Source organism: Thalassospira indica (assembly GCF_003403095.1).
GTDB classification, from domain to species: domain Bacteria; phylum Pseudomonadota; class Alphaproteobacteria; order Rhodospirillales; family Thalassospiraceae; genus Thalassospira; species Thalassospira indica.
Genome location: NZ_CP031555.1, coordinates 4,016,606 through 4,039,526, shown reverse-complemented (window position 1 = coordinate 4,039,526; position 22,921 = coordinate 4,016,606). Strand labels below are relative to the sequence as shown.

The window sequence follows — 22,921 nt, the reverse complement described above, 5'->3', positions numbered from 1 at the left end:
GTTTCCAATGGGTCAGGGCTGGGTTCTGGTCGCGTCAGGCCGCGATATGAACGGCAAGAAATTCGGCTGTGCGGGCATGCGCAACTTCGGCGGCCGCTTCGACATAGGCGGATGGACGTGCTTCGTTGGCAAAGGCATGCCCGGCTTCATACATATGCACTTCCATGCCGGGCAGGGCTGCCTTGGCATCTTCGATCATCTCCACCGGGACGTGACCATCTGACAGGCCAAAATGTGCCAGAAAAGGTGTGTGCAGCGGCTTATCGAGATATTGGTCGATGCGCGTGCCATAAAATGAAACACCTGCCGCGATATCAAGACATTGGGCGCTGCGTAGTGCCAACCCGCCGCCCCAGCAAAAACCGATCACGCCAACCTTGCCGCCCTTGGCAGACAGGGCGCGGGCGGCAGCATCGATGTCGCTCAGGGTGTTTGACAACTCGGACGCCATCATCAGCGCACGGGCCCGATCAAAATCGTTAAAGTCCACAACCGCACCACGCTCTACCCGGTCAAACAGGGCAGGGATGGCGACCTCGTAACCAAGCGCGGCATATTTGCGCGCAACTCCCTTGAGCTGCTCGGTGACGCCAAAGATTTCCTGCAGGATTACAATCGCGCCGCGTCTTGTGCCGACCGGTGGCTCAAACCAACAATCAAGCTTGTGCCCGTCGGCTGCGGTAAGGGTCTCCATCATGTCCTTTCGTTTCCTTTCTCGGCGCAGTGGTCTTTTCGGTGATGATATCGAATTACCGGGCGAGAACAATCATCATGGTCACTGCGGATAATGTATCCTCAATTGGCTTGCCCTTTGGGATCATGATGTGACATCACTAAGATATGAGGAATAAATCGTTCTTTTTGCAGGACTTGGCTTGTACAGGACCCAGAAAGAACCCGCGTGATGATATCAGGAGAGAGAATTCATGAAGCTTTTGCGCTATGGCCCGGTCGGGGCGGAGAAACCGGGGCTTTGTGATGCGGATGGCGTCATCCGCGATCTTTCCAGCGTGATTGATGATCTTGATCCAACCACGATTTCCGATGAAACCTTTGCACGTATCGCAGCACTTGATCCGGAAAGCCTGCCGGTCGTGTCGGGTGATCCGCGCATTGGCGCCTGTGTCGGGCGGCCAGGCAAATTTATCTGCATCGGTTTGAATTATTCCGATCATGCGCAAGAAGCCGGCATGGAACTCCCGCCAGAACCGATCATTTTCCTTAAGGCAACTTCGGCCGTTTGTGGTCCGAATGACACGATTGAAATTCCGCGCGGTTCGACCAAAACCGATTGGGAAGTCGAACTGGGCGTGGTGATCGGCAAGCACACCAAATATGTCGACAAGGCCGATGCGCTTGATCATGTCGCAGGTTACTGCCTGATCAACGATGTTTCCGAGCGCGCCTTTCAGCTCGAACATTCCGGCCAGTGGGTAAAGGGCAAAAGTGCCGATACCTTCGGCCCGATTGGTCCGTGGCTTGTCACCCGCGATCAGGTTGCCGATCCGCAAAACCTTTCCATGTGGCTTGATGTGAACGGCAAGCGTTATCAGGACGGCAGCACGAAAACCATGGCCTATGGCGTCGCATTCGTCGTCAGCTATCTTTCACGTTTCATGAGCCTGCAACCCGGTGACATCATCTCGACCGGCACGCCGCCGGGTGTGGGAATGGGGCAAAACCCGCCGGTATACCTCAATCCCGGTGACGTGATGGAACTGGGAATCGATGGCTTGGGCGCGCAGCGTCAGGAAGTGGTGCAGGGCTAGACAACGCTGCCATGCAAATATCGGGATGCAGCAATCCAGATCACGTCACAGCAATGTGATCTCTGCTGCATGCCGTTGTTAAATAACGATTTTTCGCGATGATCTGCGTGATCTGGCGGATCGTCACGCAGATATTTCAGAAATTTTTGCCGACAGACTTGCGCTTTGCCCGATTCAGGACATTTTTGTCAGGACAAAGTGCATTGACGTTCTTCTGTGATGTGCGATAAATGACTAGTAGTCATTATTGTTCAGTGCTTAAGCAATGTGAAATGCGTGTCCAAGGGGTATGGGGATACCGTGCGCATAAAGCGCCCTTACAGGATTGGTGATGCACATGTCTAATCTGGCGATCAAAGTGAACGAGTCTTGGCCGGTTTCGGTCAATCCGATGGATGTTTCAGTTGATGAGGCTGGCCCTGTGTCTCGGACTTCAAAGGCACCGGACGGTGTCGGTAGCTTTGCGTTTGCAGATATCTATTTGCGCGGCGCGCCTTGCTTTCTCAAGGGGATGATGCTGCAAGCCCGTGGCGAAGACGTCAAGGGTACCCTGCGCAAACCCGATGCTGGCGTTCTGGCATTTGAAAATGGTGCGTGCGAGTTGACGGCGACGCCGCTGTTTCTGACGGTTGCGATGTCAGCGGCCGATGAACACAGCCTTGCAGATATGCAGGCTTATTTCGAAGACAAGCTGCGGACCATGTCGCCCCAGACCAAAATCGAAATTGACTGGCGAAATAAATGACCGTTCGTCACTTCTTGGTGATCAAAAAGCCCGTTCAGTATTGAGCGGGCTTTTGTTTTGTTTGCCTGGTCGCAACGGGTATGTGATGGCGATCCGCTTGGCGCAATCGGCTTTTTGCCTTTGACCGTAATTGTGTTTTCTCAGCTCATGATAAACCGATCACGAGCCCCACGTACGACGCGTGTTATATGATCGACAATGGCTGCGACACTTCGCGTATCCTTGGTGTCCGGGTGCTGGAGCATCCAGTAGTTGCGGGTGAATCGGATTTCAGGCAGCAGACGGACGAGGCCGGGGATGCCTTCGGTGGCGTAGTCGTGCAGGATGCCGATGCCGTATCCGTTTCGCACAGCTTCCATCTGGGCCACCACACTGCCGCATTCAAATCGGCGTTTCATCAGTTTGCCAAGGCGAGCGGCGTAATCCAGTGCGCGGCTGTAAATCAGGTCTTCGATATGGGTGACAAACAGGCGGTCTGTCAGATCGGCCTCGGTTTTGACCGCACCAAAACGTTCGATGTAGGATTTGCTGGCATAGACACTCAGTGTGTAGTCGGTGAGTTTACTGATCACCAGGCGCCCTTGCTTGGGTCGATCAAGTGTGATGGCAATGTCGGCTTCGCGTTGCGATAGCGAGAATGTGCGTGGCAGCGGCACCAGTTGGATCACAAGATCCGGGTGATTGGACGCAAAGTGAGCCAACTCACTTGCCAGAAAATAGTTGCCCAATCCATCGGGGACGCCAACGCGGACCGTGCCGCTGATCAGCTCTGACTGGTTGGAAACGGCGGTGCCAGCGCGTAAAAAAGCCGATTCAGCGGCCTCTGCTGCCTGCATCAATTCCCGTCCCGCCGGGGTCAGGTCCGATCCGGTGGTGCGCCGTTCGATCAGTTTGGTGCCAAGTTCCTGCTCAAGGGCCGTTAGCTGGCGCCCAACTGTTGCGTGGTTTAGGCCAAGCTGCCGGGCGGCGGCAAGGATCTGACCTTGGCGGGCAACAGCCAGAAAGATACGGAAGCGATCCCAATCCATGGTGGGTGTGATCCTGTCATGACTTTAATTTTTGCACATCGAATTTGCGGAAATGATAATTGATGTGCATCCCTGTGCATAGTCATAATGGGTGCAGGTTATTAAGGGGGAAGACCCCCACTTATATTAAGATCGTCCCACTGATCATCAGGTTTATCGGGAGAAACCCAATGGCAACCCAACTTACCCATTACATCAACGGCAAACGCGTTGCCGGCAACTCCGGCCGCTCAGTACCGGTTTTCAATCCGGCAACTGGCGCACAGAGTGCAACGGTTGATCTGGCATCGAAGGCCGAGGTCCGCGCCGCTGTTGAGTCCGCGTCCGCCGTTGCCGCTGAATGGGCCGCAACCACGCCGCTGCGCCGTGCACGTATCCTCAACAAGTTCCTCGGCATCCTTGAAGAGCGTTCCGAAGAACTGGCTGCCGCCATCACGGCCGAGCATGGCAAGGTTTTGTCGGATGCGTTGGGCGAAGTCACCCGCGGGATCGAGGTTGTTGAATTTGCCACCGGCGCGCCGCAGCTGCTGAAAGGTGAGTTCACCGAAAATGTCGGCACCAAGGTTGATAGCCATTCTATCCGTCAGCCACTTGGTATCGTTGCCGGTATCACGCCGTTCAACTTCCCGGCCATGGTGCCGATGTGGATGTTCCCGGTCGCCCTTGCGTGCGGTAACTGCTTTATCCTGAAACCGTCAGAGCGTGATCCGTCCGCGTCCCTTCTGCTGGCCGAATGGCTGACCGAAGCCGGTCTTCCGGATGGCGTGTTCAACGTTGTTCAGGGCGACAAGGAAGCAGTGGATGCGCTTTTGTTTGATCCGGATGTTTCGGCCATCAGCTTTGTCGGATCGACCCCGATTGCCAAATACATCTATGAAACCGCGACCGCGCAGGGCAAGCGTTGCCAGGCGCTTGGTGGCGCGAAAAACCACATGATCATCATGCCCGATGCCGATATGGATCAGGCGGTTGATGCCCTGATGGGCGCGGCGTACGGTTCGGCTGGCGAGCGTTGCATGGCAATTTCGGTTGCGGTGCCGGTCGGCAAGGAAACGGCAGATACCCTGATCGAGAAGCTGGTTCCGCGCATCAATGAACTGCGCGTGGCGCCGGGTATTGATCCGGCGGCCGAAATGGGCCCGCTTGTGACCGCTGCCCACCGTGACAAGGTTGTCGGCTATATCAACAAGGGTGTCGAAGAAGGTGCCAAGCTGGTGGTCGATGGCCGTGACATCAAGCTTCAGGGCTATGAGGACGGTTACTTCGTTGGTGGTACGCTCTTTGATGACGTCACCCCGGATATGAGCATCTACAAGGAAGAGATCTTTGGCCCGGTTCTGTCGGTTGTGCGTACCGATGATTTCGAAACCGCTGCCAACCTTGTTGATGACCACGAATATGGCAATGGTACCGCGATCTTCACCCGCGATGGCGACACCGCCCGTGAATTTGCCGCACGTACCCAGACTGGCATGGTTGGCATTAACGTACCGATCCCGGTCCCGATGGCCTTCCATTCGTTCGGTGGCTGGAAAGCATCGCTGTTTGGCGACCATCACATGCATGGCCCGGAAGGTGTGCGGTTCTATACCAAGCTGAAAACCATCACCACGCGCTGGCCGACCGGCATTCGCAAGGGCGCTGAATTCGTCATGCCCACCATGAAATAAGCATTGCGATCATCGCAATACCAAAGGGCGCGCAAAGCCAAATTTGCGCGCCCTTATTTGTTCGGGGGGTGCTAGCTGCCAAAGGATGCCGGTTTGGCGGGCTTGATGGCTTCCATGATGGTGCCGGGAATGAAAACGCGGAAGGTTGCCCCGCGTCCCGCAGGGCTTTCAGCCCATATCTTGCCCTGACAATGTTCGACAACATGCTTGGCAATTGCGAGGCCCAAGCCCGAACCGGATGGCTTGGGTTTGTCATCGGCGTATTTGCCGCCGCGCGAAAACTTGTCAAAGATGATTTCAAGCTCGTTCGGTGCAACGCCCTTGCCGTTATCAGTGATCGAAACCAGATAGCCGCCATCCATGGCTTCCCCGCGCACTGATACTTCGGGGTGATCGGGGGCGGAGAACTTGGCGGCGTTCGAGAGCAGATTGATGAAGACCTGCGTCAGGCGATCGCGGTCAACATGCAACAGGGCTGAATTGCGCGAATATTCCTTGGTCAGAACAACACCCTTGGCATCAAACAGCCCTTTGACAGCATCGATGCTTTCATCAAGCACCGTACGCGGATCGACTTCGACCGCGCGCCAGTCGGAATGACCGGCTTCGAGACGGGCAAGGTCAAGATGGTCGTCAATCAGGCGGGTCAGGCGTTCGCTTTCGCGGACAATGATTTCAAGGAAGTGATCGGCTTGTTTCGGGTCCAGGTTCGGGGAGTCGACAAGAATTTCCGAAAACGACCGGATCGATGTCAGCGGCGTTCTGAATTCATGGCTGACCATGGTCAGGAATTCATCCTTGAGCCGGTCCAGTTCCTTAAGCCGTTCGTTGGCGGCACGCAGCTCGGCCGCGGCTTTTTCAAGTTCGCGCGACTTGGTTTCAAGGCGCTGGGAATATTCGATGACGTGCGAGGTCTCTTCGAGGATCTCAAGCACTTCATCAAGGCTGACCATTTCGCCCTTGGCGACGGATGACACCATCACACGGGCCGATGCCGCCCCGATGGAACCCGCCAGAAGCCGTTCGGTAAAGGCAATCATGTCGGCATCGGCTTCGCCCTTGCCCCGCCAGGATGGATCAATGCTTTGATCAAACTGGCGGAACGACTGATAGGCACGATCCCGGCCCAAAAACCGTTCGACCAGTTCATAAAGATCATTGGCCGAGGCCGATGACCGCCAGATCACGGTATCCTGCCCCTTGCGGGAAAAGGCATCGACAAACAGGGTCGCCTGAATGCGTTCAAGCGCGCTTGGCTCGGTAAACAGACTGATCAACACATAGGCCGCGGTATTAAGCGAGATCGACCAGATCAGGGCGTGGGTCAGCGGTGCAAAATCCGTCAACCCAAACAGGCTTTCGGGGCGTAACCACGGATGGCCAAACGCGCCATTGAGAATAAGCGATGGATCCATCCAGCCACTATCGGCAAGCGATGGCAGCAAAAGGGTATAGCCCCAGACCGCAAAGCCGATGGTAAGGGCCACCTGCGCGCCGGTCCGTGTGCCGCCCTTCCAGTATAGCCCGCCAATCATGATCGGGATGAACTGGGCAATGGCGGCAAAGGAAATCAGCCCGATTTCCGCCAGCGCATCACTGGCCCCGGCAGACCGGTAATAGGCAAAGCCCATAAACACCACGACGACGATGGACGCCCGCCGGATAAAGATCAAAAGCCCGGTCAGATCATCGCGTTCGGTCAGACGCAGCGGGCGAATACGCAAAAGTGCGGGCACAATCAGGTCGTTGCACACCATGGTCGAAAGCGCAATGGTGGCAACAATCACCATGCTGGTACTGGCCGACAGGCCGCCAACATAGGCGAGCAACGCCAGCATTGATTGGTCTTCAAACAGCGGCACGGAAATCACAAAGAAGTCCGGGTCCGACCAGACCGGAAGAGCCCCCAGCCCGGCCAGTGCAATCGGCAGAACAAACAGGTTCATCGCCAGCAAATAAAGCGGAAAGGCCCAGCTTGCGGTGGCAAGGTGACGTTCATCGACATTTTCAACAATGATCACCTGAAACTGGCGCGGCAGGCACAGGATGGCCGCCATCGACAGCATCATAAGCGTCAGCCAGCGCGAACTGCCCCCCTCGGGCAGCATCAGGAGCTTTGCCGTATCGGCGTTTTCGGCAGATTGGGCAAACAGGTCGCCAAGCCCGTCATACATCACAAACGAGACAAAGAAGCCAACGGCCAAAAGGGCAAACAGCTTGACCAGACTTTCAAAGGCGATGGCGGCAACCATGCCTTCGTGATGTTCATCAGCATCAATGAAGCGCGTACCAAACAGAATGCCAAACAGCGTCAGGCCAACCGCGGCCCAAAAGCCACTGTCGGAAAAGATGCTGACCGTTTCGCGAACCGGTTCGACCATGCCAAACTCCCAGCCGGTCAGAACAGTGTAACTGGTGGCAATCGCCTTGAGCTGAAGCGCGATATAGGGCGTGGTGCCGATCACCGCGATCAGGGTCACAAGGACCGAAAGCTGCGTGCTTTTGCCATAGCGTGACGAGATAAAGTCGGCGATCGAGGTAATGCGATGGGCCTTGGAAATGCGCAACATCTTGCGCAGCAAAAACCACCAGCCGAGAAAGATCACGGTCGGGCCAAGATAAATCGTCAGATACTCAAGCCCGTTGCGCGCAGCTGTTCCGACCGCGCCATAAAACGTCCATGACGTGCAATATACCGCGATGGATAAGGTATAGACCGTCGGGTTGCGGACCCAGGAATGGCCATCGCGCGCGCGTTTGTCGCCCCACCATGCAATCGCATAAAGCAGGCCGACATAAATCAGCGAAACAAGGATGACCAGTTCCGAGGACAGCATCGGCTATTTCCTCTCGATCTGGGCGGCACTGCGCAGTGCGCGGGTCAGAACGGCACACAGCACAATCAAAATCGCCCATCCGACAAAGAAATAGACAAACAGGATCGGCAGGCCAAGGATCGTGCCATCAAGCGAAAACATCCCCACAATCGGCGGCAGCCAGATGAACAGGGCCACCAGCATCAGAACAAGCGCACGTTCGGTAAGTTTGCGTGGCGGTGTGATGGGGGCCTCCTGCCAGTTGATGCGGAACGCGGGCCGCGTTTCAGTTTGCGGCGCGTTCCAGCAGGGCCTTGACCCGGGACACAACATCACGCGTGGAAAACGGCTTGGTGACGAAATCATCAACGCCAAGTTCAAGCCCCTTGCGGCGATCCACCTCGCGGGTTTTGGCAGTCAGCATCATGATGGGCATTTGTCGGGTGTTGGGATCGTTACGCGCTGCGCGCACGACTTCAAACCCGTCGCAAACGGGCATCATGACATCAAGTAAAACCATGTCCGGAATATCGCGCGCAATCATCGAAATCGCCGTACGGCCATCTGTTGCAACACTGACGTCATAGCCTTCCTTTTCCATCAGAAAGCTGAGTGATTCGACAATGGTTTCCTCGTCTTCGGCAATCAAGACCTTTGGTCTCTCATTCAAGGACGTTCTCCCCGATTTTTTGGATTTTTATATTCCCAATCCTAACGGCTTACGGGCTGAATGATAATGCTACTTTGGGGTGGTATAGATAAGACGTTGCTTGAAAGCTCTCATCGGATCATTTTTTGGCGGCTTTCGGCGTGCCATCGGCCATTTCATAGGCCCGTTGTGCGCAATCATCGCGCGGGCACTGGCGGCATGAAATCCCGACCGGCACCGCCGACTCAGGACGATCAAGCGATAATCGGTCGCCATAAACCACATCATTTGAAAAGGCTGTGTCGCACCCGATCATCACCGAATGAACCGAGCGCGGAACGCCATATCCGCCGGCCCCGGACCGCAAGGCACGGGCAACAAACAGAAATTCACTGCCATCGGGCAGGCGAACAAATTGCGGGATGACGCGTTCGGGCGCGGTATAGGCTTCGTGCACCACCCAGCGCGGGCAGGCCCCGCCATAACGCGGCAATTGCAGGCCCGATGCCGAGAACCGTTTGGAAATGTTTCCGGCGATGTCGGTGCGCACCAGATGGAACGGAATGCCCTCGGCCCCCGGGCGGCGCAGTGTTGTCAGGCGGTGGCAAATCTGTTCCCAACTTGCCGCGTAGCGTTGCTGCAAAAGTTCGATGTCGTGGCGCATGCTGCGCACATCATCCAAAAACAGGTCATAGGGAAACAGCAGTGCGGCGGCGGTATAGGATATCAATGCCTCGGATGCGCGAACCCGTCCGGCTTTGCTGCCAATCTGGGCGCGATCCAATATCTCGTTGATCGGGTCGGCGGCTTCAAGCCGGCAGATGGTGCGGGCCGCCTGAAAGCGCGCCGAGGTGATCGGAAGGGCGCGGGAAATGCGCAGGGTATTGTTCTTGGCATCCCACTGATAGCCGCTTGTCAGGAAGTCCTCGGACGGGCGGCGTTCGATCCGGGTGTTATGGGTGTCTTCCAGATAATTGATCAGATCGGTCAGATAGAGCCCGCCATCAGGATCAATCACCGGGCGCATCTTGTTTGCGTGGTCTTCAAGGGCGGGGAAGTGGTTGGCATTGTCATATAGCAGATCATCAACTTCCTCGGCCGGGCTGGCGGCCGGGCGGCCGGCCTCGCCGCGTTCAAGGAAGTTGAAAATTTCGGTCGCGGATTCCGCAAGGCGCTGGGATTCGCGCACCAGTGTCGCGTTAAAGCGTGCCCGCTGATCGCGTGACAGATCATCATAATCATCGAAAATCTCGGCCACTGTGCGGATCGAGGTAATCCGGGTCAGGATCGAATGGCTGGCCTCGGTCAGGAACGGGTCATGGCTGAGCCGTTCGGACAGCGCGTCAATATCATCAAGGCCACTGCGATAGGCGCGATATAGCGACAAAAACGCTGTGATCATGCCCGGTGAGGCCGCAATCATGGCGGGGAATTCGCGGCTTTCGACCGGGGTGGTGCGAAAGACCGGGTCGGATGCAACTTCGGCCAGATCCGAAAGCAACCGGCTTTCCTCAGACCCTGACAGGCTATGAGGATGAATTTCCAGTGCCTCGGCTATCCGCATCAACAATCCGCCACCGATCGAGCGGCGGTTATGTTCAATCAGATTAAGGTAGGACGCCGAGATACCCGCCGCCTTCGCCAGGGCATTCTGGGTCATCCCGATGTCTTTTCGCCGTCCGCGAATGCGGTGTCCGATGGGGGCCTGACGCGCCATACTAAAGTCTTACCTGTTGACAGAATTTACTAATTTTCACAAATCTCATCTATATATTTACAAAAAAGTTCTTTTATATCAACTAGGTGTTGATTCATTTTCAGATGATCCTCATTGTTTTGTCAGGTCGATAAAAAAACGAACCAAAAAACAGGCCTCAGATTTCTCTGAAACAGATCCCAAGACATTGGGGAGGAAAACCATGTCGGAGACTAAGCTTATCGGAAATGTATCTCGTCGTACGATCCTGAAGGGATCCGCGGCAACCACGGGTGCAGCCCTCATCGGCGGCACTTTCCCGATGCATTTCATCAAGAACGCGCACGCCCAGACCTTCCGGGGTGATCCGGGCAGTGCTGCCAGTGTCAAACTCGGTTTCAACGTACCGCAGACCGGTCCGTATGCCGATGAGGGTGCTGACGAATTGCGTGCCTATCAGCTTGCGGTCAAGCACATCAACGGCGAAGGCGATGGCGGTATGCTCAATACCATCAAGCCGCTTGAGCTCAAGGGTAACGGCATCCTCGGCAAAAAAGTCGAGTTCGTGACCGGTGATACCCAGACCAAGTCCGATGCTGCGCGTGCTTCTGCCAAGCGTATGATTGAAAAAGACAATGTGGCGATGGTCACCGGTGGTTCGTCCTCTGGTGTGGCAATTGCCGTGCAGGGTCTTTGCCAGGAAATGGGCGTCATCTTCATGGCGGGTCTGACCCACTCGAACGACACCACCGGTAAAGACAAAAAGCGTTATGGCTTCCGCCACTTCTTTAACGCTTACATGTCCGGTCAGGCGATCGCGCCGGTTCTGCTCGACGAGTATGGCGCAGAACGCCGCGCCTATCACCTGACGGCCGATTACACCTGGGGCTGGACCCAGGAAGAATCGATCAAGGCCGCAACCGAAAACATCGGTTGGGAAACTGTGAACACCGTCCGTACCCCGGTGGGTGCAGGTGACTTCTCCCAGTACATCACCCCGGTTCTGAACTCTGGCGCAGATGTCCTGATCCTGAACCACTATGGTAAGGACATGGTCAACTCCCTGACCCAGGCCGTTCAGTTCGGTCTGCGTGACAAGCAGGTGAATGGCAAGAACTTCGAAATCGTTGTTCCGCTGTATTCCCGCCTGATGGCACAGGGTGCTGGCGAAGCTGCAAAAGGTATCCTTGGGACCACCAACTGGCACTGGTCGCTTCAGGATGCCGGTTCGCAGGCCTTCGTGAAATCGTTCGGTCAGGAATACGGCTTCCCGCCGTCCCAGGCTGCACATACCTGCTACGTCCAGACGCTGCTTTATGCAAACGCCTGCGAAATGGCCGGTACCTTCGCACCTTGGGAAGTCATCAAACAGCTCGAAGGTTTCGAGTTCGATGGCGCGGGCAATGGCCCGACCCTGTACCGTGCAGAAGACCATCAGTGCTTCAAGGATGTTCTGGTCGTGCGTGGTAAAGAAAACCCGCAGTCCAACTTCGACCTTCTTGAAGTCGTCAAGGAAGTGCCGCGGTCACAGGTCGAGTATCCGGCCGACATGTTCGGCGGTGAGCTGGGTCCGTATCAAGTCTGATGCACCCAAATTGATGCAAGCAGGGCCGGCCATCTCCCAATGGTCGGCCCGTTTGCCCTCTGGCCTCGGCCTGTACGACTTTTGACTAAGTCCCTTACGAATACGCGGCGGATATCTGATGGACGCTATATTTCTTCAAATCCTGAATGGTCTGGACAAGGGCGGTGCCTATGCACTGATTGCGCTTGGCCTGACCCTGGTGTTCGGCACGCTTGGCGTGGTGAACTTCGCGCATGGTGCCATCTTTATGATGGGTGCATTTTGCGCGGTAACTCTCGAAAAACTTTTGACCCTTTCGGTCAAGGTCAAGGATGAGTCGGTTACCTTCTTTGACGCCTACAAGGAAACGCCCTACCTCGAACTGTGGTTTGGCGATACCGGGACGGCGATCATTGACTGGTCGGTGCCGTTATCGATCATTCTGGCAATACCGGTGATGTTGCTCATCGGCATTGTCATGGAACGCTCCCTCATCCGGCATTTCTACAAGCGTCCTCACGCCGAACAGATTCTTGTGACCTTTGGTCTGGCCATCGTGCTTCAGGAACTGGTCAAGGCCGCCTTTGGCGCAAACCCGATCCCGCAGGGCGCTCCGGATATCGTTTCCGGGTCTGCTGCCGTTGGTGCGATCTTTGGTTTGGGCGAAGCGGTGGTTTATCCGTGGTGGCGTCTGATTTATCTGGCGTTCTCGCTGATCACCATCGGTCTTGTGTTCTCCTTCCTGCATTTCACCACCTACGGGATGGTGGTGCGCGCCGGGATGGCCGACCGCGAAACGGTCGAACTTCTGGGCATCAATATTGAACGTCGCTTTACGATTGTGTTTGGCATCGCGGCCGTGGTCGCGGGTCTGGCAGGCGTGATGTACACGCCGGTTCTGCCCCCGGATTACCATCTGGGCATGGACTTCCTGGTGCTGTCATTTGTCGTGGTTGTTGTGGGTGGCATGGGCTCCTTGCCCGGTGCGGTGGCCGCTGGCTTCCTGCTGGGGATCTTGCAGTCTTTCTCGTCCATGACCGAGGTAAAAGACATCTTCCCGGGCATTGACCAGATCATCATCTACCTTGTTGCCGTCGTCATTCTGCTGACCCGTCCGCGTGGTCTGCTGGGACGCCGGGGCGTGATGGAGAGCTAATAATGTCAAATACAAAAATCGTCTCGCCCAAGAAAGATATGATCTTTATGGCCATCCTGTCGGTCGTGGTTCTGACCATGCCGATCTGGTTGCAGCCCTTCGGGGCGGCCTATCCCGACCTGATGCAGAAGTTCATGATCTTTGGCATCTTTGCCATCGGCTACAACATCCTGTTTGGTCTGACCGGCTATCTGTCCTTTGGTCACGCAGCCTTCCTGGGTGTGGGGTCCTACACGGCGGTCTGGTCGTTCAAGCTGCTGTCGATGAACGTTATTCCGGCCATGATCTTTGGCACGGTTCTCTCAGGGCTGTTTGCGCTCGCGATCGGCTTTGTGTCCTTGCGTCGTTCGGGGATTTACTTTTCGATCCTGACACTGGCCTTTGCGCAGATGTCCTATAACCTCGCCTATTCGGTTCTGACCCCGATCACCAATGGTGAAACCGGTCTGCAGCTTGAACAGGCCGATCCGCGCGTTCTGGATCGGATGTCGGGCATCGTCGATGACGGATCGCTTCCGACCCCGAACCTGTTCGGGATCGAGGGGATCGGCTATTCCGGCTTCTATATCTGTGCCGCCCTGATGCTGATTTCGTTCTTCATTTACTTGCGCATCTTCCGGTCCCCATTCGGGCTTAAGCTGCGTGCAATCAAGTCTAACCAGAACCGCATGGGTTATACCGGGTTCAGCACCCGTCCATATCTGATGACCGCCTTTGTCATTTCGGGGATGTATGCCGGTCTTGCCGGTTCGCTTCTGGCGGTGACCGATCCGCTGGCCGGGGCTGAACGCATGCAATGGACCGCCTCGGGCGAGGTCGTTCTGATCACGATCCTTGGCGGTGTTGGTACGCTGATTGGTCCGCTTCTGGGTGCAGGTATCATCAAGTATTTCGAGAACATCTTCTCGGCCTTTAACGATACCGTGTTGCTCAATGCGTTTTCCTTCCTGCCCGATTGGCTGGCCCATCCGGTGGCATCCGTGGTTGGCCTGTTTGTCGGCGAAGGTTGGCACCTGACCCTTGGTCTTGTCTTCATGCTGATCGTGATCTTCCTGCCCGGTGGCATCATGGAAGGTATCACGCGCCTGACGCGCCTGGTTACCAAACGGGAGAAAGCCGAGCCGAAGTCCGAAGCCCACGAAACCAAAGAAAAAGAACAAACATCGGCGGGGGAGGTCTGATCCATGTCCGAATACATTCTTGACGTCACCGACGTCGACAAGAACTTTGGCGGTCTGCAGGCGCTTTCCGATATCAACCTTCGGGTCAAGGAAGGCACCGTGCACGCGATCATCGGGCCAAACGGTGCGGGCAAATCGACATTGCTGAACGTGATTGTCGGGCGCTTGGCACCCAGCCGCGGTCGTGTGTTGCTTGGCGATCAGGTTCTGACCGGCAAGGAACCGCACGAGATCAACCAGCTTGGTGTCGCGCGTGTTTTCCAGACGCCGGAAATCTTCCCGGAACTGTCGCTTTTGCAAAACGTGATGGTTCCGGCCTTTGCCAAGCGCGAAGGCATTTTCAAGATGAACTTCCTCAGCAGCCTGTTTGCGGAAAAAGAAGTCCGCGAACATGCCGAGCACCTTCTTGAAGATGTCGGTTTGCTTCAGCACAAGGATCATCTTGCCGGTTCGATGTCGCGTGGTGACAAACGTCGTCTTGAACTTGCCATGTGCCTTGGCCAGCAGCCGAAACTGTTCCTGCTCGATGAACCAACCGCTGGCATGTCGCGCCATGACACCAACCGCACGATTGATCTGCTCAAACGGATCAAGGAGCGCGGCATGACCAAGGTGATCATTGAACACGACATGCATGTTGTCTTCAGTCTTGCCGATCGCATCAGCGTCTTGGCCCAGGGTGCCATCATTTGTGAAGGCACGCCGGAAGAAGTACGTAACGACCCACGGGTCAAGGAAGCCTATCTCGGAGGGGAAACGGTATGAACGCTTTGCCAAAACAGGAACCCGTCCGTAAACAGGGTGGAGATCCGGCGTTTTTCTCGGTCTATGACATCCATGCCTATTACGGCGAAAGCTATATCGTTCAGGGGCTGTCCTTTGACGTCCGCGAGGGCGAAATTCTCGCCCTTCTCGGGCGTAACGGGGCGGGCAAGACATCGACACTCCGCACGCTCGCCCGCATGGGTGACCCGGAACTCAAACACGGTGAAATCTGGCTTGATCACCAGCCATTGCACGAAATGAAGGCATGGCAGGCCGCCCGTCTGGGTCTGCAACTTGTGCCCGAAGATCGTCGCATCATTCCGGGCATGACGGTTCAGCAGAACCTTGAACTGGCCCAGATTGCCGAGCCGCATGGCTGGTCGATCCAGCGCATCTATGAACTGTTCCCGCGTCTTGGCGAAAGGGCGGAACAGGAAGCCATCACCCTTTCCGGTGGCGAACAGCAGATGCTGGCGATCGGGCGTGCACTGGCCCGTGATATCAAGCTTTTGCTGCTGGATGAACCCTACGAAGGTCTGGCACCGGTCATTGTTCAGGAAATTGAAAAGACCCTGCAAAACGTCAAGAAACTCGGCATCACCACGATTATTGTCGAGCAGAACGCAATTGCAGCCCTGAAACTGGCCGACCGCGCGATTATCATGGATAGCGGCGAGATCGTCTTCGACGGCACCGCGCAGGCTGTTCTGGATAACGAGGAACTGCGCGATCAGTACCTTGCCATCTAGTGATTAGGGTCAGGACCCATCAATTTGGTTTTAATGGTTGACCGGATTTGTGCGGATACGCGGAGCAAAGCCGCCGAAAGATATTTATCTTTCAAGGTTTTACGACAAAGTAGCCCGTGCAAATCCGGTTAATCCGAAGGACAGACGTTATATTTGCAAACTCCGGCGTCAAATCCCTTGTGCGGGATACCGACCCGCCCTGCGGGCTTTTCCTTGGATTTCACAAATATAACGTCTGCCATTTAAATCAAATTGATGGGTCCTGACCCTCAATACAGGGGGGCGTCACCGAAACTTTTTTGTAAGGGGAGTTTCGGGACAGGTAAGGCCGTGCCTTCGGGGCGCGGCCTTTTCCCTTTTTATGGCTCAAAGATCCGGATCGACAGCAAGCCCCTCGAAATCCTTCAGCACATTCAGAACAATCGATGTCTTCACATGCTGGACCGAGTCATGGGGCAACAGCACCTCATTGACGAAATGCGAAAGTGCGGCCAGATCCTTGGTCGCGACCTTAAGGTGGTAATCCATCTCCCCGGTCAGCGAGAATGCCTCAAGCACTTCGGGCAAATCGGCCAACAGTCTGGCAAACCGTTTGGCATTGTCGCGGTTATGGGTGGCAAGTGTCACCGAAATCACCACCAGCAACCCCATGCCCATCTTTTGCCGGTCAATATCGGCCCTGTATCCGCGAATGACCTTGTCGTCTTCAAGGCGCGCACGGCGGCGCGAACATTGTGATGCCGAAAGGCCGATGCGTTCTGACAAATCATTGTTTGTCAGACGGCCATCCTTTTGCAGTTCCGCCAGCAGTTTAAGGTCCAGTCGGTCCAGTTGCATGTTTCACGCGCCAAATGATTGTCTAATGCATGATTTATGCAAAGAATTCCGAAAAGCAAGCCTAAATGCACGCACGTTGCACGCGGTTTGGCGCACGATTGGGACATAACAAGAATTCGAATAATTCCAATCATTCGAATGTGCCAATCAAAGGAGACTTCCAATGGGTCCGTTCCCGCATGATGCCCCGCGCGCAACCATAAGCGATGAAAACCCGGCCGGAACCGACGGGTTCGAGTTTGTCGAATTCGCCCATGAAGAGGCCGACAAGCTCGAAACCCTGTTTGACCGCATGGGCTATCGCCCGGTTGCCAAACACAAAACCAAAAACATCACTGTCTGGCGTCAGGGCGATATCAACTACATCCTCAATGCCGAGCCGTCCTCGCACGGCATGAAGTTCGTCGAAAAACACGGGCCGTGCGCACCGTCGATGGCATGGCGCGTGGTTGATGCCAAACATGCCTTTGATCATGCGGTCGCCAAGGGCGCAGAACCCTATTTGGGCGATGACAAAACGCTTGATGTCCCGGCCATCGTCGGCATTGGCGGGTCATTGCTGTATTTCATCGACACATACGGCGAAACCGGTTCGGCTTATGACGCGGAATTTGACTGGCTGGGCGAACGCGATCCAAAGCCAGAAGGGGTTGGTTTCTATTACCTCGATCACCTGACCCATAACGTTTATCGCGGCAATATGGATAAATGGTGGGACTTCTATCGCGACCTGTTTGGTTTCAAGCAAATCCACTTCTTTGACATTGCCGGCAAAATCACCGGTCTGGTCAGCCGCGCGATCACGTCCCCCTGTGGCAAGATCCGAATTCCGCTCAATGAATCGACCGATGACAAAAGCCAGATCGAAGAATACCTGCGCAAATACAAGGGCGAAGGCATTCAGCATATCGCGGTCGGAACCGACGGCATCTATGACGCCACTGACAAGCTTGCCGCCAATGATCTGAAATTCATGCCAGGTCCCCCGGAAACCTATTACGAAAAATCGCACGAACGCGTGCATGGTCATGAAGAGCCGATTGACCGCATGAAAACCCACGGCATCCTGATTGATGGCGAAGGGGTGGTTGATGGCGGCACGACCAAGATCCTGCTGCAAATCTTCTCGAAAACCGTGATCGGCCCGATCTTCTTTGAGTTTATTCAGCGCAAAGGCGACGAAGGCTTTGGCGAGGGCAATTTCCGCGCCCTGTTTGAAAGCATCGAAGAAGACCAGATCCGCCGTGGCGTGCTGAAGGTGGATGCCGCCGAATAATCATCGGCAATTGATTTTACAAAAGCCCGGATGACATCAATCCGGGCTTTTGCTTTTGGCGCCGCTAAGCGGGCAGCTGCTTTTCAAAATAAACGCGCTTGAAGCCGTCTTCCGTGCGTCGGTCTGTTTCGACATAACCAAGATGCGGGTAAATCGATAAATTCGCCGACATCTTTTCATTGGTATAAAGACGGACACGCGAAAACCCTTGCTGCCGTGCGGTTTCCTCGCAGACGGCCATCAGGCGTTTGCCAATACCGCACCCATTTTGCGCGGGCGTAACCGCAATGTTTTCAAGCATCATGGTCGTATCGTCATCCGGGTAAAAAACAACAAAGCCAACGGGCCGGTCGTCGTCATCGGTTGCGACATGAATGTGGCCGGCGCTGATTTGTGCCGCAAAGTCGGCGGACATCGGGGCCGGCTTTCGCCCGATCACGGCAACATATTGCTGATAAGCCGAGATGGCGCACTCGCGGATGGCGGTTTCATCGCTGGGTTTTGCGGGGCGGATCATGTGCTTTCCAATCAGTTGCGCCACCATAATTTCTTATGGTGGCGTTTGGGAAACAATGTGTTTTGATTGTTTCAGCTTGCTGTGCCGAAAACAAGGTGACGTAGTTAGTAGGCACCAAATCCCAGCATATGTGGCAACCACAGAACCAGACCCGGGATTGCAATCATCAGGATTACCCGCACAAAGTCAGCCGCCAGAAATGGCAGGATGCCGCGCGCAAGGGTGGTGATCTTCATGTCCGGTGAAACGCCCTGAATGATAAACAGGTTCATGCCAATTGGCGGGGTGATCAGGCCGATTTCAACAACCGATACCAGGACAACACCAAACCAGATCGGGTCATAGCCAACCCCGGTAATCACCCCATAGGCCGGAACCACGGTCAGAAGGATCATGGAAAGACTGTCCATGAAACATCCCAGCACGACATAAAACACCAGAAGCGCGATCAAAACGACAAGTGGCGAATAGCCCTGTGTGGTGATCCAGTCGACCAAGGTCTGGGTCAGTCCGCTGGTTTCAATGAAGAAATTGAAAAGTGCCGCCCCCACCAGAATAAGGAAAATCATCCCGGTCATACCGGCTGTTTCGCGAATACCTGTGCGCAAAACCGACCAGGTCAGGCGTTTGCGCATAAAGGCAAACAACAATGCCGCCCCCGCGCCAACGGCTGCGGCCTCGGTCGGGGAAAACAGACCGGCATAAATCCCGCCAATCACCAGAATGATCAGAATGATCGCATCCCACATCTGCAAAAGCGCGCCCCAGCGCTGTGACCAGGGCACATAGGTGCTGACCGGTGCAAGCGACGGATCACGCATCACCTGAATACGGATCGATACGATATAAAGCACGGTCGCCAAAAGCCCCGGGATCATCGCACCGGCAAATAATGCGCCAATCGACTGTTCGGTCATCAGGGCATAAATCACAAGCAGGATCGACGGCGGAATAAGAACGCCAAGCGTGCCGCCCGCGGCAATTGATGCCCCGGCAAGACTTTTGGCATAGCCGCGTTCGCGCATTTCGGGCAGTGCCACCCGCCCCATGGTGGCACAGGTCGCAAGTGATGATCCGCAAATCGCGCCAAAGACGGCACTGGCCCCGATGCTTGATGCGGCCAAGCCGCCCGGTCGATGGCCGGAAAACGCGGTGATACCGCGAAACAGATTGCCCGAGAGCCCCGAATGTGACGCAAACACGCCCATGAAAATGAACAGCGGCACAACCGAAAGCCCATAGGGGAAAATGGCCTCAAACGGCAGGCTTGCCATCACATAAACTGCCGACATCCAGTCCGTCAGAAGAAGCGTACCAATGATGCCAACAACCGCCATCGCCACGGCAACCGGTACACGCAGAAGGGCCATCGCAAGTGCTGCAACAAACCCGATCAATCCCGCCCATTCGGCCGCCATCAATTATTCTCGTTGGTTAAAAGCAATTTCAGGAAATGCACCAGACACACCAGTGTCGATATCGCCATGCCGCTTAAAAGGAATCCCCAGAACAGGATCATCGGGATCGCAAGGTTCTGCGAAACATCGCCATAGCTCCACTGTTCCATGGCCCGTCCCCATGACAGGTAAAACAGGAACGCCATCAACCCGGCGCACAAAAGCGGGATCAGGATGTCGATAATGCGAAACAGGAAACGAAGATGGTTCTTGCCGACCAGATCAACTGTGACATGGGCGCGCGCGCTAAAGGCATAGGGGATCGCCCATGATGCGGCCGCCATGACGCAAAACTGTGTCAGATCAACCGCGCCCACCATTGATTGGCCGCCAATACGTCGCCAGACGATATCGACAACCACAATGGCAATCGCACCGATCAAGGCCGACATTCCAACAAATGCCAGAATGTCGGTCAGTCCATTCATAAAACGGTCAGTGCGGTGAACCGCGGCATAAAGCCGCGATCCACCGAATTTCTCAGCCGGTTGGGTCATTTGTCGCCAGCGTGATATTTGGCATCAAATTCCGCGATAAGCTCCTGCGCGCGCTGATAGATGGCCTCGGGGTCAGAAACGCCCTTGTCCTTCAGGCTGGCAAGGTATTCCTTGATCATCGGCTGGGATGCTTCCTGCCATTCGGCGCGGGTGGCATCATCAATCGTGATGATTTCATTGCCGTGTTTTTCCGCATCGGCCTTGCCAACGGCTTCCCATTTGTCCCACCAGTCGCCAAATTTACCGACAAGGACATCGCCGGAAATTTCGTCAATTGCGGCCCGCACGTCGTCGGGCAGGCTGTCATATTTTTTCTGATTCATGACGAAATAAAAGCCGGCGGTATAGGCCGCGGCATCGGTGTGATATTTCAAAAGTTCATTGGCCTTGACCGCATTGACCAGATCCCAGGTGGCAACCAGGCCTTCGATATTGCCCTTTTGCAGGTTTTCGTAGATGGCCGAGGGCGGCAGGCCGACCGGGGATGCCCCAAAGGACTCCAGCATTGCCGAAATCGCCGGGCTTGGCGTGCGAAGGCGCAGGCCCTTAAGGTCCTCAAGCGATTTGACTGGTGTATCAAGGGTGTGGATCAGGCCACCCGGATGGGTAAACAGGCCAAGGACCTTGAAGTTCTGATAGTCACTGCCAAGAAGGCCTTCCTTGTAAAGCTGCCACAGGGTTTCCGACCCGGAATCGGCATATTTCACCAGAAACGGCAGTTCAATCACCGAGGCTGCCGGATAGCGGTCGCGCGGAATGCCATTCAGGCCCACGGCCATATCCATAACGCCTGCACGCACCTGATCGGCCTGACGGTCGATTTTGCCAAAGGCCGATGTGGCATCATAAATTTCGACGTCAACTTTGCCGCCGGTCTTTTCCGAAAGCTGCTTGCCCCAGCTTTCAAGGAAGTCTTTCTGGAAGCCGTGGCTGGGCGGCAGATAGTGACTGACTTTAAGGGTGATCTCGGCCGCATGCGCGATGCCCGCACCCGCCAGAATGGTTGCCCCGGTCATAAGACCAAGCAGTGTTTGGCGAAGTTTCCGATGCTTCATGTTTCTCTCCCTGTTTTTTTGATCATGCGTTTGATGATGCGTTTTGCTGGCAGGGCAATGATTTTGCCCTGCCATCGTCAGCAGGCTTTTCATGCGCTGGGTGGCGGTATCTGATCCTGCTTGGATGCTGTTTTTTCTTTGAATTGGAATTATGATATATATAATCAATTACGCAATATGAAATTTATGCAGGTAAATTTTGACCAAAGCCTCGTCCAAAAATATCCCGGCTGCCGATCACGAGATTGATATTGTCGATGGAGCCGATGTGGTTGATGCCGCTGACAAGCGCAAAGGCATTCAGTCGGTCGAGGTCAGTGGTGTGATCATCGCTGCCTTGTGCGATTTCAAATTCCCCGTCCCGTTAAAGGACCTTGCAGATGCGGTCGGCATGCCGGCGGCAAAGGTGCATCGCTATCTTGCCAGTCTGGTGCGCATCGGCCTTGCCTGGCAGGACGATATGACGGGGCTTTATGGTCTTGGCCCGATGGCGTTGCGGATGGGGTATCGGCGATTGAACGCAATGATGTGGTCATGCGCGCCGGGCGTTTGTTGCGCAATCTGGCGATTGATTTGCGATCATCGGGGCATCTGGCGATCTGGGGTGAACGCGGCCCGGTGCTGATCCGTACCGAACATGGCGGTCCACCGATCATTTCGACCATGGGGCTTGGCACGGTGATGCCGCTTTTGCGGTCTGCAACCGGGCAGGCCTTCCTTGCCAGCATGCCGCGCAGCGCAATCGAACATGTCATTCGCGCCGAACAGGAAATCCTGCATTGGGATGATGCAACGGTTGATCGGCTGATTGCCGACACCAAACAACGCGGTGCCGCCGTGATTGAAGGCGATATCGTGCCCGGTTTATCGGCGATCAGTGCGCCGGTCTATAATCTGGACGGGGCGGTGGCCTGTTGCGTCACCCTGATGAACCCCAAGGCCAGCTACTTTCAGCCGGGGCAACCGGCATTTGATGAATTTGTCGGGGCGATTGCCGGTTTCACCGACAGTTGGGGCGGCAAGCCGCGGGCCGAAATCGAACCCGATGCTAAAGATCCTTCAGCTTCTCAAGGAGGTCCGAAAGACGTTTGAATTCATCCTCGCCCAGAAAGTCGCGCACTTTCCGGTCATAGGCGATGCCAGCCGCGCACAGTGATTGAAATGCCGAAACACCTTGGCTTGTCAGCTCCAATCGATGAATGCGGCGATCCTTTTCATCCTGGCGTCGTTTCAACCAACGGCGTTTCTCGATGGAAAAAACAGCCCGCGAAACCTTGGTTTTGTGCAGTCCGGTATGGGTCACGATTTCGGTCGCCGTCAGCGCGCCATACTGGCCAAGGGTCGCCAGAACGCGCCATTCGGAACGCGTCATCCGATACCGGTCGCGATAAATCTCGCGAAAGCCAAGACTGACCTTCTCGCTGGCATGGTGCATCAAAAACGGCAGAAAGCTGTGCAGATCGAATTCGGATTTCATGGGCTTCAAAAGCCTGT

Annotated in this window: 23 protein-coding genes; 11 read left to right on the top strand and 12 right to left on the bottom strand. The window is 55.4% G+C overall.

Annotation, left to right across the window (positions count from 1 at the left end; all coding sequences use genetic code 11):
* Positions 1 to 34: 34 nt before the first annotated feature.
* Positions 35 to 697: a dienelactone hydrolase family protein gene (locus DY252_RS18920; RefSeq protein ID WP_064790716.1), complete on the bottom strand. Its 663-nt coding sequence runs from the start codon at positions 695 to 697 to the stop codon at positions 35 to 37.
* Between the two features lie 229 nt (positions 698 to 926).
* Here DY252_RS18920 and DY252_RS18915 point away from each other — a divergent pair, with 229 nt between their 5' ends.
* Together DY252_RS18915 and DY252_RS18910 are read left to right on the top strand one after the other, a co-directional pair.
* Positions 927 to 1,769: a fumarylacetoacetate hydrolase family protein gene (locus tag DY252_RS18915; RefSeq protein ID WP_064790719.1), complete on the top strand. Its 843-nt coding sequence runs from the start codon at positions 927 to 929 to the stop codon at positions 1,767 to 1,769.
* Positions 1,770 to 2,106: 337 nt separating this feature from the next.
* Positions 2,107 to 2,514, top strand: coding sequence for a DUF2218 domain-containing protein (locus tag DY252_RS18910; protein ID WP_215905396.1), 408 nt, complete (start codon positions 2,107 to 2,109; stop codon positions 2,512 to 2,514).
* Positions 2,515 to 2,654: 140 nt separating this feature from the next.
* Here DY252_RS18910 and DY252_RS18905 read toward each other — a convergent pair whose 3' ends face one another.
* Complete coding sequence (locus DY252_RS18905; protein ID WP_064790725.1) at positions 2,655 to 3,542, bottom strand: LysR family transcriptional regulator; 888 nt, start codon at positions 3,540 to 3,542, stop codon at positions 2,655 to 2,657.
* Between the two features lie 170 nt (positions 3,543 to 3,712).
* On the opposite strand from DY252_RS18905, the gene DY252_RS18900 reads away from it, so the two are divergent.
* Entirely contained in the window at positions 3,713 to 5,212 is a 1,500-nt protein-coding gene (locus DY252_RS18900; protein WP_064790729.1) for a CoA-acylating methylmalonate-semialdehyde dehydrogenase, read from the top strand.
* A 71-nt stretch (positions 5,213 to 5,283) separates the two neighbouring features.
* Here DY252_RS18900 and DY252_RS18895 read toward each other — a convergent pair whose 3' ends face one another.
* The 4 genes from DY252_RS18895 to DY252_RS18880 form a co-directional block, all read right to left on the bottom strand.
* Positions 5,284 to 8,049, bottom strand: coding sequence for a sensor histidine kinase (locus tag DY252_RS18895; RefSeq protein WP_064790731.1), 2,766 nt, complete (start codon positions 8,047 to 8,049; stop codon positions 5,284 to 5,286).
* Positions 8,050 to 8,052: 3 nt separating this feature from the next.
* Entirely contained in the window at positions 8,053 to 8,232 is a 180-nt protein-coding gene (locus tag DY252_RS18890; RefSeq protein WP_064790733.1) for a hypothetical protein, read from the bottom strand.
* Between the two features lie 82 nt (positions 8,233 to 8,314).
* Entirely contained in the window at positions 8,315 to 8,698 is a 384-nt protein-coding gene (locus tag DY252_RS18885) for a response regulator transcription factor (protein WP_064790736.1), read from the bottom strand.
* A gap of 118 nt (positions 8,699 to 8,816) precedes the next feature.
* The gene (locus DY252_RS18880; protein WP_064790738.1) at positions 8,817 to 10,394 is read right to left on the bottom strand and encodes a helix-turn-helix domain-containing protein; all 1,578 of its coding nucleotides are present in this window, start codon (positions 10,392 to 10,394) and stop codon (positions 8,817 to 8,819) included.
* A gap of 202 nt (positions 10,395 to 10,596) precedes the next feature.
* Between DY252_RS18880 and DY252_RS18875 the strand changes: the two genes are divergently transcribed.
* The 5 genes from DY252_RS18875 (at position 10,597) to DY252_RS18855 (ending at position 15,788) form a co-directional block, all read left to right on the top strand.
* Positions 10,597 to 11,958 carry an ABC transporter substrate-binding protein gene (locus tag DY252_RS18875; RefSeq protein ID WP_082923636.1) on the top strand — a complete coding sequence of 454 codons (1,362 nt, stop codon included), beginning with the start codon at positions 10,597 to 10,599 and terminating at the stop codon, positions 11,956 to 11,958.
* Positions 11,959 to 12,076: 118 nt separating this feature from the next.
* Positions 12,077 to 13,093, top strand: a complete 1,017-nt coding sequence (locus tag DY252_RS18870; RefSeq protein ID WP_008889976.1) for a branched-chain amino acid ABC transporter permease — start codon at positions 12,077 to 12,079, stop codon at positions 13,091 to 13,093.
* A 2-nt stretch (positions 13,094 to 13,095) separates the two neighbouring features.
* Entirely contained in the window at positions 13,096 to 14,274 is a 1,179-nt protein-coding gene (locus tag DY252_RS18865) for a branched-chain amino acid ABC transporter permease (RefSeq protein ID WP_064790740.1), read from the top strand.
* Positions 14,275 to 14,277: 3 nt separating this feature from the next.
* Positions 14,278 to 15,039, top strand: coding sequence for an ABC transporter ATP-binding protein (locus tag DY252_RS18860; RefSeq protein WP_063089072.1), 762 nt, complete (start codon positions 14,278 to 14,280; stop codon positions 15,037 to 15,039).
* Positions 15,036 to 15,788: an ABC transporter ATP-binding protein gene (locus tag DY252_RS18855; protein WP_008889979.1), complete on the top strand. Its 753-nt coding sequence runs from the start codon at positions 15,036 to 15,038 to the stop codon at positions 15,786 to 15,788. The genes DY252_RS18860 and DY252_RS18855 overlap by 4 nt, the downstream gene beginning before the upstream one ends.
* Positions 15,789 to 16,154: 366 nt before the next feature.
* On the opposite strand, the gene DY252_RS18850 is transcribed toward DY252_RS18855, so the two are convergent.
* Complete coding sequence (locus tag DY252_RS18850; protein ID WP_008889980.1) at positions 16,155 to 16,625, bottom strand: Lrp/AsnC family transcriptional regulator; 471 nt, start codon at positions 16,623 to 16,625, stop codon at positions 16,155 to 16,157.
* A 163-nt stretch (positions 16,626 to 16,788) separates the two neighbouring features.
* Between DY252_RS18850 and hppD the strand changes: the two genes are divergently transcribed.
* On the top strand, positions 16,789 to 17,901 hold the full coding sequence (hppD, locus tag DY252_RS18845) for a 4-hydroxyphenylpyruvate dioxygenase (protein WP_064789057.1): 1,113 nt from the start codon (positions 16,789 to 16,791) through the stop codon (positions 17,899 to 17,901).
* A 64-nt stretch (positions 17,902 to 17,965) separates the two neighbouring features.
* On the opposite strand, the gene DY252_RS18840 is transcribed toward hppD, so the two are convergent.
* The 4 genes from DY252_RS18840 to DY252_RS18825 form a co-directional block, all read right to left on the bottom strand.
* A complete protein-coding gene (locus tag DY252_RS18840) occupies positions 17,966 to 18,418 on the bottom strand; it encodes a GNAT family N-acetyltransferase (RefSeq protein ID WP_174713887.1) in 453 nt (150 codons plus the stop codon).
* 104 nt (positions 18,419 to 18,522) lie between these two features.
* Positions 18,523 to 19,836 (bottom strand): TRAP transporter large permease, encoded by a 1,314-nt coding sequence (locus DY252_RS18835; RefSeq protein WP_064789056.1) that lies wholly within the window; start codon positions 19,834 to 19,836, stop codon positions 18,523 to 18,525.
* Positions 19,836 to 20,372 carry a TRAP transporter small permease gene (locus DY252_RS18830; RefSeq protein ID WP_064789055.1) on the bottom strand — a complete coding sequence of 179 codons (537 nt, stop codon included), beginning with the start codon at positions 20,370 to 20,372 and terminating at the stop codon, positions 19,836 to 19,838. The genes DY252_RS18835 and DY252_RS18830 overlap by 1 nt, the downstream gene beginning before the upstream one ends.
* The gene (locus tag DY252_RS18825; protein ID WP_064789054.1) at positions 20,369 to 21,427 is read right to left on the bottom strand and encodes a TRAP transporter substrate-binding protein; all 1,059 of its coding nucleotides are present in this window, start codon (positions 21,425 to 21,427) and stop codon (positions 20,369 to 20,371) included. Before DY252_RS18825 ends, DY252_RS18830 begins: the two co-directional genes overlap by 4 nt.
* Before the next feature lie 199 nt (positions 21,428 to 21,626).
* Here DY252_RS18825 and DY252_RS22600 point away from each other — a divergent pair, with 199 nt between their 5' ends.
* Positions 21,627 to 22,052, top strand: coding sequence for a helix-turn-helix domain-containing protein (locus tag DY252_RS22600; protein ID WP_245960859.1), 426 nt, complete (start codon positions 21,627 to 21,629; stop codon positions 22,050 to 22,052).
* Positions 21,962 to 22,519 (top strand): IclR family transcriptional regulator domain-containing protein, encoded by a 558-nt coding sequence (locus DY252_RS22595; protein ID WP_245960858.1) that lies wholly within the window; start codon positions 21,962 to 21,964, stop codon positions 22,517 to 22,519. The genes DY252_RS22600 and DY252_RS22595 overlap by 91 nt, the downstream gene beginning before the upstream one ends.
* Here the strand turns inward: DY252_RS22595 and DY252_RS18815 are convergent.
* Complete coding sequence (locus DY252_RS18815) at positions 22,476 to 22,904, bottom strand: MarR family winged helix-turn-helix transcriptional regulator (protein WP_064789052.1); 429 nt, start codon at positions 22,902 to 22,904, stop codon at positions 22,476 to 22,478. The genes DY252_RS22595 and DY252_RS18815 overlap by 44 nt on opposite strands.
* Between the last annotated feature and the right edge of the window lie 17 nt (positions 22,905 to 22,921).